General features: G+C 60.2%; 13 protein-coding genes and 1 pseudogene. 4 read left to right on the top strand and 10 right to left on the bottom strand.

What is annotated here, in order from left to right; translation table 11 throughout:
- From LDL37_RS02175 to LDL37_RS02210, 8 genes are all read right to left on the bottom strand, one after another.
- Positions 1-719: histidine kinase dimerization/phospho-acceptor domain-containing protein (locus LDL37_RS02175; RefSeq protein WP_290793659.1), on the bottom strand; the 719-nt coding region annotated here is incomplete at its 3' end.
- Between the two features lie 69 nt (positions 720-788).
- The gene (locus LDL37_RS02180; RefSeq protein WP_290793662.1) at positions 789-2,363 is read right to left on the bottom strand and encodes a YifB family Mg chelatase-like AAA ATPase; all 1,575 of its coding nucleotides are present in this window, start codon (positions 2,361-2,363) and stop codon (positions 789-791) included.
- A 187-nt stretch (positions 2,364-2,550) separates the two neighbouring features.
- Complete coding sequence (gene gshB / locus LDL37_RS02185) at positions 2,551-3,507, bottom strand: glutathione synthase (protein ID WP_290793665.1); 957 nt, start codon at positions 3,505-3,507, stop codon at positions 2,551-2,553.
- Positions 3,508-3,572: 65 nt separating this feature from the next.
- Positions 3,573-3,956, bottom strand: a complete 384-nt coding sequence (locus tag LDL37_RS02190) for a YraN family protein (RefSeq protein WP_290793668.1) — start codon at positions 3,954-3,956, stop codon at positions 3,573-3,575.
- Entirely contained in the window at positions 3,953-4,804 is an 852-nt protein-coding gene (rsmI, locus tag LDL37_RS02195; RefSeq protein ID WP_290793671.1) for a 16S rRNA (cytidine(1402)-2'-O)-methyltransferase, read from the bottom strand. The genes LDL37_RS02190 and rsmI overlap by 4 nt, the downstream gene beginning before the upstream one ends.
- A 138-nt stretch (positions 4,805-4,942) precedes the next feature.
- Complete coding sequence (locus LDL37_RS02200) at positions 4,943-5,545, bottom strand: hypothetical protein (protein WP_290793674.1); 603 nt, start codon at positions 5,543-5,545, stop codon at positions 4,943-4,945.
- A gap of 47 nt (positions 5,546-5,592) precedes the next feature.
- Entirely contained in the window at positions 5,593-6,735 is a 1,143-nt protein-coding gene (hemW, locus tag LDL37_RS02205) for a radical SAM family heme chaperone HemW (RefSeq protein ID WP_290793677.1), read from the bottom strand.
- Positions 6,723-7,334: a non-canonical purine NTP pyrophosphatase gene (locus tag LDL37_RS02210; protein ID WP_290793680.1), complete on the bottom strand. Its 612-nt coding sequence runs from the start codon at positions 7,332-7,334 to the stop codon at positions 6,723-6,725. The genes hemW and LDL37_RS02210 overlap by 13 nt, the downstream gene beginning before the upstream one ends.
- Positions 7,335-7,452: 118 nt before the next feature.
- Here LDL37_RS02210 and LDL37_RS02215 point away from each other — a divergent pair, with 118 nt between their 5' ends.
- Both LDL37_RS02215 and LDL37_RS02220 read left to right on the top strand, forming a co-directional pair.
- Complete coding sequence (locus LDL37_RS02215) at positions 7,453-7,974, top strand: DUF2975 domain-containing protein (protein WP_290793682.1); 522 nt, start codon at positions 7,453-7,455, stop codon at positions 7,972-7,974.
- Positions 7,971-8,180, top strand: a complete 210-nt coding sequence (locus LDL37_RS02220; RefSeq protein WP_013477587.1) for a helix-turn-helix domain-containing protein — start codon at positions 7,971-7,973, stop codon at positions 8,178-8,180. Before LDL37_RS02215 ends, LDL37_RS02220 begins: the two co-directional genes overlap by 4 nt.
- A 3-nt stretch (positions 8,181-8,183) precedes the next feature.
- Here the strand turns inward: LDL37_RS02220 and rph are convergent, their stop codons facing one another.
- Positions 8,184-8,936 (bottom strand): ribonuclease PH, encoded by a 753-nt coding sequence (gene rph, locus LDL37_RS02225; protein ID WP_290793685.1) that lies wholly within the window; start codon positions 8,934-8,936, stop codon positions 8,184-8,186.
- Between the two features lie 189 nt (positions 8,937-9,125).
- On the opposite strand from rph, the gene LDL37_RS02230 reads away from it, so the two are divergent.
- A complete protein-coding gene (locus tag LDL37_RS02230; RefSeq protein ID WP_290793688.1) occupies positions 9,126-9,425 on the top strand; it encodes a hypothetical protein in 300 nt (99 codons plus the stop codon).
- 19 nt (positions 9,426-9,444) lie between these two features.
- Here the strand turns inward: LDL37_RS02230 and LDL37_RS02235 are convergent, their stop codons facing one another.
- Positions 9,445-9,762 carry a hypothetical protein gene (locus LDL37_RS02235; protein ID WP_290793691.1) on the bottom strand — a complete coding sequence of 106 codons (318 nt, stop codon included), beginning with the start codon at positions 9,760-9,762 and terminating at the stop codon, positions 9,445-9,447.
- A 120-nt stretch (positions 9,763-9,882) separates the two neighbouring features.
- On the opposite strand from LDL37_RS02235, the pseudogene hrcA reads away from it, so the two are divergent.
- Positions 9,883-10,000 (top strand): annotated as a pseudogene (gene hrcA / locus LDL37_RS02240) (heat-inducible transcriptional repressor HrcA); the annotation flags it as partial.

The following is a 10,000-nucleotide window of genomic DNA, read 5'->3' on the forward strand; positions in this document are numbered from 1 at the left end:
GACTGAAGGTCGAGTTCCGCGTTCATGGCCTCGATCAGTTTTTTGACGACGACCAGCCCCAATCCCGCCCCGCCGTACTGCGCCCCGGCGTGCGACGGATCGACCTGCCCGAAGGCCTCGAAAATGCGCGCCCTCGCCTCTTCGGGAATACCGGCCCCTGTGTCGCGCACGCCGAACCGCACCGCCCCGGCCTCCGTCAGCGTCACATCCATCAGAACGCCGCCGGTCTGGGTGAATTTGAGCGCATTGCCCGCCAGATTGAACAGAATCTGACGCAACCGTCCTTCATCAATTTCAATGGCCTCAAGACGGGGATCGAGGCTCCAGGCGATTTCAATACCCCCCGCATAGGCGCGCGGCGAGAGAAGCTCAGCCACGCTTTGCAGCAGAGGTTCGAGTTCGACCAGATGGCTTTCCAGATGGATATGCCCAGCTTCGATACGCGCATAGTCGAGCAGATCGTTGACCAGAGTCAGCAGGTGTTCGCCAGATTCGCGCGCAGTCCGAAGATAGGACTGCTGTTCAGCGGTCAGCGACGTACGATTGAGCAGCGACAGCATCCCCAGCACGCCATTGAGCGGTGTGCGGATTTCATGGCTCATCAGCTTGAAGAAATCCTCGCGCGCCTTGAGCTTCTGCGCCGCCTCGCGGGCTTCGGCTTCGGTCATCAGACGGCTGTCTGTCTGATCCGGCGCAAGGGACGTCTGGCGTCTGGACATGGGGGGCGTGTGTCTCCGTACTTCGTTTTGAAGTCCGTTGCAGCCTAGCGGCAAATCCTTAACGTCGGCTCAAGCGGTCGGTATTTTTCCCGATAAAACGGCGGTCGTCTGCGGTTCGGATGTCGCCCGTCGATAGATCAGCGCTTCCGCCACATGCCGACGCAACAGGGGTGTGTCCTCACCACTCAAAGCACTTTCTATGTCGGCAATGGTGCGCGCCAGTCGCACACAGCGTGTCCAAGCCCGTGCCGACAGGTTGGCCCGCTGCGCCGCCTGCACCAGCAGGGTACGCGCCGCTTCGTCCAGCGGTGCAATGGCCTCCAGCGCCGAACCCGACGCCGTGGCATTGACAGCCGCTTCCGGCGGCAGGCCCAGGCGGCGCGCCCGTTCGGTCTGGATATGACGCGCGGCCTGTACACGGGCAGCGACCTCCGCCGAACCTTCAGCCGGTGGCGGCAGGGCCATGTCGGCGGCCGTTACCGGGGGCACATCGATTTGCAGGTCGATGCGATCCATCATCGGCCCGGACACACGGCCCTGATAGTCACGCTGACACTTCGGGGCTTTGCCACAAGCCCCCTTTCCCACACCCCCATAGCCGCAGCGGCAGGGGTTCATGGCCGCGACCAGTTGCACCCGTGCCGGGTAACGGATGTGGTGGTTGGCGCGCGCCACAACGACTTCGCCGGTTTCCAGCGGTTGCCGCAGGCTATCGAGGGCCTGTGGCGAATATTCCGGCAGTTCATCCAGGAACAGGACACCATTGTGCGCCAGAGACACCTCCCCCGGCTTGGCGCGTAAACCGCCCCCCGTAAGTGCGGCCATAGAGGCAGAATGATGGGGCGAACGAAACGGACGCTCGCGCGTCAGATTGCCCTTTTCCAGCAAACCCGCCATCGACCATATCTGCGAGGTTTCCAGCAATTCGGTGGCGGTCAACGGCGGCAATATGCCGGGTAGTCGCTGCGCCATCATCGACTTGCCCGATCCGGGCGGGCCGACAAACAACAGATTGTGTCCCCCCACGGCGGCGATTTCGAGGGCCCGTTTGGCGGCCTCCTGCCCCTTGACCTCCTTCAGGTCCGGTTGCGCCCCTTTTGATATCACTTCGCCGGGTTGCGGCGCGCTGAGCACCGCCTGTCCCTTGAAATGCGCGATCAGGTCAATCAGCGAGCGCGGCGCCAGAATGGGTACATCCCCCGCCCAGGCGGCTTCCCGGCCATTGGCTTCCGGACAGATCAGCCCCATGCCGTAAGAGCCTGCGGCAATGGCGGCGGGCAAGGCCCCGGCCATGGCTCCGATCTGCCCGTCCAGCTTCAATTCACCGGCACAGACATAACCATCCAGCGCATCCTGCGGGATAACCCCCATCATCACCATCAGGGCCAGCGCGATAGGCAGATCGTAATGCGAGCCTTCCTTGGGCAGGTCAGCGGGGGCCAGATTGGCGACAATGCGCTTCGCGGGAATGCTCAAACCCATGCCCGCAAAGGCCCCGCGCACCCGGTCACGGCTTTCGGCCACCGCCTTGTCGCCCAGCCCGACCACCACAAAGGCCAGATTGCCCGAGGTGATTTGTACCTCGGCCTCGACACGATGCGCCTTCGCCCCCTCAAACGCCACGGTTGTTACACGCGCCGGCATAGTCCCCTCCGATGGATAACCGCATAAGGAAACGCCAAAGCGCTAACCTTACGCAAATCTTATCCACACCCTAGGGAATGAATTTAGACAAATCAAGAACAAAAATCGAACAAAATGGCATAAATGCACAAAACTGTAATATGCGACCTGCCGTAACCACGAAATCTCGGATATTTTCCTTTAGATTCTAGGCCTTGGCTGTGGATAGCTTACGTTCCACCGCGTTCCATAAGGCGTCGCCCGCATCTATGCCATCAAACGCTTTAAGTTGCACCGCGCCCGTCGGCGACGTCACGTTGATTTCTGTCAGATAATCCCCGATGACGTCAAGTCCCACAAAGATCAGGCCCCGTTCACGCAGGGCCGGACCCACCGCCGCGCAGATTTCCAGATCACGCGGCGTCAGCGTCGTGGGCGCCGCCGTGCCGCCGACGCGCAGGTTGGAACGCACCGCATCCTTTTGCGGCACGCGATTGAGGGCCCCGACCACTTCGCCATCGACCAGAATGATGCGCTTGTCGCCCGCCGAGACGGCCGGGATGAATTTTTGCAGCACCAGAGGCTCACGACCAATCGCCGCGTGCAGTTCGATCAGGGCATCGAGATTACGATCATCCGCCTTGAGCTTGATGATACCGCCACCGGCCGCCCCATGCAGGGGTTTCAGGATCACGTCACCGTGGCGCAGCTGAAAATCGCGCAGAGCTTCGGGGTCAGCGCTGATCAGGGTCGGCGGCTGAAGACCCTGAAAATGCTGGGCGAACAGTTTTTCCGGACAATCGCGCACGCTGCGCGGATCATTGACGACCAGTGTCTTCGGATGGATCATTTCGAGAAGGTAGGTGGCGGTGATATAGGCCACGTCGAACGGCGGGTCCTGACGCATCAGCACCACATCGACATCGCTGCCCAGATTAAGCTTCTGGTAAGCCCCGGCCGTAACGTGATCGCCCTTGACCGGCCGCAGCGTCACCTTACGCGCGCGGGCGAAAATCTCACCGTCTTCCAGAGACAGGTGTTGCGGTTCATAGACCCACAGTTCGTGCCCGCGCGCTTGCGCCGCCATCATCAGCAGGAAGGTGGTATCCCCGGCGATATTGATGGTTTCGATCGGGTCCATCTGGACGGCAACGCGCAGGGTCATAGGGCTAACTCTCGTTTCTTGCCATCTATTTATAGAGCCTGAGCGTCAGCACAAGGGGACGGGGGTCAGATTCCGTCGGCAAAGGCGTCGCGCACATAGCGCACACAGCGTGGCGTCACAACATAGAGATCAACGTGCAGGCTGAGTTTGGCCAGTTGCGGACGACGGGCCTGAAGCTGATGACCCGCCTGCCATAGACGGTATTTCTGGGTGGGCGAGACCGCTGTCAGGGCCTCCATAACGGTGCGGCGTTGCTTGACCTCAATGACCGCAAGGCGCTGACCGCGCTGGGCCAGAATGTCGATTTCGCCTTCGGGTGTTTTCAAGCGAAACCCCAGGATGCGATGCCCGGTGAGCAAGAGATGGACGAGCGCGATATATTCGCTCAGATGTCCGCTTTTGTGCGCCTTCTGCCCGCGTTCTACCTTGTGGGCATTGAGGCGTTTCATTTCAAATCCAGCGCCCGCTTGTAGATCACCTTACGCGGCAGGTCGAACTTCTGCGCCAGGAGAGCCGCCGCTTCGGACGGCGGCAGAGTTTTCAGCGCGTCGATAATAGCCGCATCCAGATCGTCGGCAGAGGCTGCCTCGGCCTGACCCGGCCCGATCAGCACGACAATCTCGCCCTTCGGTTCCTGAAGTTCGCGACAATCGATCAGTTCACCCAGTGAGCCGCGCACGCAGGTTTCATAAAGCTTGGTCAGCTCACGGCACACGGCCGCCGGGCGTTCGCCTAAAACGGCGCGCATATCACTCAGAGACTCATGCAGGCGGGGACCAGTTTCAAAGAAAACTACAGTCGATTCAAGCGCTTTAAAATCAGACAGAAAGGTCTTCCTGGCTGCCGACTTGTTCGGCAAAAACCCCGCAAACATAAACCGATCCGTTGGTAGTCCGGCCAGACACAGAGCCGCCATCACCGCCGACGGGCCCGGAATGGGATGCACCCGTGCGCCGGCTTCCAGCGCCATATTGACCAGCCGGAAGCCCGGATCGGAGACCAGAGGGGTTCCGGCATCCGACACCTGGGCTACGATGTCACCGGCGTGCAGGCGCGTCAGAATTTCCGGAATAACTTGTGGCCCCGAATGGTCGTCGTAGCGGATCAGCTTTTTCTTGAGGTCATAGGCCGAGAGCAGCTTGCCCGTCACCCGCGTGTCTTCGCACAGCACCACATCGGCGGCGCGCAGCACGTCGAGCGCGCGCAGGGTGATGTCGCGCAGATTGCCGATCGGCGTCGCAATAACATAGAGCCCGCCTTCGACAGGACGGGGCGGTGGGGCAAAGAAATCGCTCATGCCCCTATCTGGCGCATGGGCCGCCGTTTGAAAAGCCGGGAGCGGGATGATTTGTGATACAAGCCTCATCCCGCTCTGGATTTTTGTTTGGTCGCGATATTTTTGTCGAAAACCGCTCACACTTTTCGACATATTGCTCTAAATAATACCCGCGCAGGTGCGGGCCAGTGCCTTGCGCCGCGCCACGCTCAGCTCAAGCCCCGTGACCTTCCAGTCGAGACCGTTGCGTGACACGACCAGATAGTCGTCGCCGCTGATGCGGTACTGCCGCGCGGCAAAGCTACCGTAGCGGATGCGCGGGTCCGGCTTCCAGTTGAGCTTGGCCGGTTGCGGTTTGAGGTATTTGAGCAGGGTGACAAAGCCCTGCGGCTCGCCCGCCGTCTGGGCGCACAGATGCAGGTCAATGGTCTTTTGCGGTTCGGGTTCAGGGGCCGATTTGGGTTTGCCACCAAACAGCGACGCGCCCTTGTCCCACATACGTTTCAGGAAACCTTCCTTGTGTTCGGCAGGCTTTGGTGCCGCTACCGAGATCACCTCATAGGGGGCGATCTCGATATAAAGACGGTTGGTGATGGACGTGCCGTCGATCAGAGCCTCTACGCGGGACACCTTACCGGCGCTGGCATAGGTCAGGGTGTCGATGGCCACGGCCTGCGCGCGATAGACATCCCAGCAGACAAGACCGCCGATGACCACCACCAGAACCGTCAATACGATCAGAATTCTGCGCCATTTGTGCATGGGAAGCCCCCTTTTCACCGCTTGTTTAAGCGTCAAAACGGCAAAAATTATGACAGAAGTTCCAGAAGCAGCCGGTCGAGTACCACCCGGCCCTTCGGCGTGGCGCGCAGACGCTCCGACGTCAATTCCAGGAAACCCTCGGCAATCAGCTCATCCCGCTTGTTCAGCGGCAACCCGGCAATGCGTTCAAGCCGCACCCCTTCGATCAGACGTAGACCCAGCATCAGCGCCTCTTCGCTGGCCTCTTCGGGCGATAGGGGTTCGGGCGTCACGCTGTGGCCGGTTTCGCGGACGCGCGCGATATAGGCTTTGAGATCAGGCTCAGCGACCGTCGTATGGCGTGAACTGTCAAAAGTCACACGCCCGTGAGAGCCGGGTCCCACCCCCACATAGTCCACGCCTTCCCATACGTTGATATTGTGCTGGGACCGTGCGGCCACGCCGCGCGCATGGTTCGACACCTCATAAGCCTCATAGCCCAGTTCGCTCAGGACAGACTGAGTTGTATCATAGAAAGCTTCGCCCTGTTCCGGGTCGGGAATGCGCAACTGCCCCCGCCTAGCGGCACGCCCGAAGGCGGTCTCGGATTCGAGGGTCAGTTGATAGGGTGAGATATGTTCGACACCCAGATGGGCGGCCCGCCGTAGCTCAGCCTCCCAGTTTTCAAGGCTTTGCTCCGGCAGGGCATAGATCAGGTCCAGCGACACGCGCTCAAAGACAGACAGGGCGGTCTCTAGTCCTGCGAGCGCTTCCCGCGCCGAATGGTTGCGCCCGAGAAAGCGCAGCGCCGCGTCATCCAGCGACTGAATCCCGATCGACAGCCGGTTGATACCCGCCGCCTGAAAGGCGCGATAGCGGGCGATTTCGGCATCGGTCGGATTGGCCTCAAGCGTGATTTCAATATCCGTTTCGACCGGAAACAGGGTTTTAACCTCGGCGATCAAAGCCGCCACCCACTCCGGCTTCATCAGCGACGGCGTGCCGCCACCAAAAAACACCGAGGCCAGACGGCGCGGCCCCAGCCATGACGCCTGCGTCCTCAGGTCGGCGCGGATGGCCTCAAACAGGGCCTGCTGCGTGTCGGTCTGACCGCGATCGCGCGTGACATTAAAATCGCAGTAGGGACAGATGCGCGAACAATAGGGCCAGTGAATATAGAGGGCGACGGGGGCCGGGTTCAGAACAGCCATGCCTTCAACTGTTCGAAGGCCAGATGGCGGTGGCTGAGGCTGTCCTTCAGCGCTTCGTCCATCTCGGCATAGGTGATCTCATAGCCATCCGGCTGAAAGATGGGGTCGTAACCGAACCCCTTGTCACCGCGCGGCGCGACGATGTCGCCGTGCACCACGCCTTCGAAGACCACCGCATGGCCTTGGGGCCAGGCGACGGCCAGAGCCGAGGTAAACCACGCCCGCGTCGAATAGGTGTCGGGATTGTGCACCTCGGCCTGAATCATCTTGTGGTGGATGATTTCCATGGCGCGCGGAAAATCCTTCTGCGGCCCGGCCCAGCGCGCGCTGTAGATCCCCGGATCACCGTTTAACGCCGCGATGCTCAGGCCGGAATCGTCGGCCAGAGCCGGCAGGCCCGCCGCCATAGCCGCATGACGGGCCTTGAGGATGGCATTGCCGACAAAGCTGTTTTCCGTCTCGTCCGGCTCCGGCAGGCCCAGACTGCCCGCCGAGACGATCTCAAACCGGCCATTGAGCAGGGTGTCGATTTCGCGCGCCTTGCCCGGATTGTGGGTAGCGGCAATCAGTTTCTGACCGGCAACAAGCGCAATCGACATGAATAGTCTCCGTTTGCGGACTGTGTAGCCTATGCGACGCGCAATGAAAAAGCCGTAATTTGGCGATGACGGTTTTTTGTGGCAGAGATCGTTTTCATTCCTCGGCATAGGGTAGCTCATGCGTTTTCTGGGCCCGCGTTCGATTTCCAGCCTGCTCAAGACGGCCCTTGATGTCGTCTATTACGGCCTGTTCGCCATGATCGTGGCCGTGGGGATCGCCGCCCTGTGTTTGTTGTCGGTGCCGACTCTCGCCGCCGAGGTGATGGCGCGCATGAAGATGGTGGCGCAGATCAACGGCACGCAGCAGGCGGTGCTGATGCTGGCCTTTGCGGTGTCTCTGTCAGGCTATCTGCTGATCATGCGCTGGACACGACAGGTGTTCCGAACCTTGGCCGAAGGCGATGTCTTCCACCCGGACAATACGCTGCGCCTGCGCTGGATCGGCTTCGGACTGGCCGGGGTGGAGCTTTATTCCTATGCCTCGCGTGCTCTGGCCGAGGCCATACTGAAAATGCCGGTGGAGCCGGTCTATGGGATGCGGGCCGTGACGGCGTGGTTTTCGGTGCTGGTCGTCTTCGTGCTGGCCGAAGTGTTCAAGGAAGGGGCACGGCTGAGGGCCGAAGCCAATCTGACCATATGAGCGTGACGATCTGTCTGAGTGAGCAACTGGCGCGGCGGCGTTTATCTCTGGTCGAACTGTCAGACCGGACAGGAATCGCCGTGCGGCATCTGGAATTGCTGCGCGATCAGAAGGCCGTGGCAGTGCGGTTGCGCACGCTGGAATCTCTGTGCCGGGCGCTCAACTGCACGCCCGGCGATCTGCTGGTTATCAAGGACGAGGAATAGGTCTTACTTGCCCGCCGCTACGCGTTGCAGGGCGAACAGTTCCGCCGCCCCTTGGGTGGCCAGATCGAACAGGGTGTTGAATTCATCGCGTGAGAAACCACGCTTTTCGCCGGTGGCCTGAATTTCGACGATGTGGCCCGAACCGGTCAGCACAAAGTTCGAGTCCGTCTCTGCGGTCGAATCCTCATCATAGTCGAGGTCGAGCACCGGTACGTTTTCATAGACACCACAGGACACGGCCGCGACCTGATCAATGATCGGGTTGGCGGAAATCAGCTTTTGCTCCAGCAGCTTGTCGCAGGCCAGAGACAGGGCCACCCACGCCGCCGTGATCGAGGCGCAGCGCGTCCCGCCATCGGCCTGGATCACATCGCAATCCAGTGTAATCTGACGCTCACCCAGTGCCTTGAGATCGACCACGGCGCGTAAAGAGCGCCCGATCAGACGCTGAATTTCCTGCGTGCGGCCCGACTGCTTGCCCGCCGCAGCTTCGCGACGCGAACGGGTGTGGGTCGAACGCGGCAGCATACCGTATTCCGCCGTCACCCAACCCTGCCCCTTGCCCTTCAGGAAGGGCGGAACGCCCTGCTCCACGGACGCTGTGGCCAGCACCTTGGTATGGCCCATCGTGATCAGGCACGAACCTTCGGCATAGCGCGTCACACCCGTTTCGAGCGTCACCTTACGTAACTGATCCGCCTGACGGTTGGACGGACGAAAGGTTTTCAGGGCATTCAGGGCGTCGAATTGCGACATGGCGGGGACCTCCATTGTATGCGGACGTGCCTATCAGCATAGGTTCGCTTGGGCAAAGGTTTTTGTGGCGTGCTCCATAAACATAAATAATAACACAAGAATCCGACTTAAGCCCGCCGTCCCGTGTACCAAAGCACCTGTCGTTGACACGTCGCTTCGCTCAGCTATTGTGATAAAAAAGGAGGGGTCGTGTCAGACGATATTGTCTATTCCGCCGTCGTACACACCGACTATACGCCGTTCTTTCTGAGCCTGTTTGCAGGCTGGATAATCCTGTTTGTGGGGGTTTTATTCCGTGGCCGGCGCTTTGCGCTTTTCGCACTCCCGTTGGGGATTGCAATACCATTGGCCCAACTTGTTTTGGCGGGCTTTTGGAGAAGTCTGTTTGATTTCGAAATAGTAGCTTGGAATACGATCTACTGGCTAATACCCGGTCTTGTTGTGACCGGCCTCGGTCTGTTAATCCGACGGCTAAAGATGAAAAACTAAACAGCACACCAGCCGTTTTTTAGTCCCGCTTTTCATCGACCTTGCGCGACACCTTGCAGTCCTTATCGACGCAGGCATAGGTGTTGCCGTTCTCATCGACCGGCTCTTTGCCCTTGTTTTTCAGCGATTTGGTGACGCGCCAAGGGCCTCTGAGGGGCTCAAAATCACGGGTTTTGGTCTTTGGTTTCGGCTTGTAAGCGCTGGGGATTTCGGTCGCCGCAGTGTCGGCGCGCGTTTTGAACACGGGTGGCTTGGTCAGGGTCACCACCTCATCGGCCTGCGCCGCACCCGCCATCACCAGCCCCATCGCGACCGTCATGCAGACTATGTTACGCATCAAAGCCTCCCCGTTCAGATATCCCGATGGAGCCCTGCAATCGTGGCAATTTGGCGGCAAATGCGACGGCCCTCGCGAAGCCTCTTCACAAGCGGGTAAAGGCTTCTATATCCTTAAGCCATGAAGACATCGCTCTCGACCCTGATGAGTGGCACGGCCTCGCTGACCGAACTGGACGCGCGGGCGCGCGAGGTATTCCGTCACGTGGTCGAGGCCTATCTGGAAACCGGTGAGCCGG

It is taken from the genome of Asticcacaulis sp. (genome assembly GCF_020217185.1).
Lineage (GTDB): Bacteria > Pseudomonadota > Alphaproteobacteria > Caulobacterales > Caulobacteraceae > Asticcacaulis.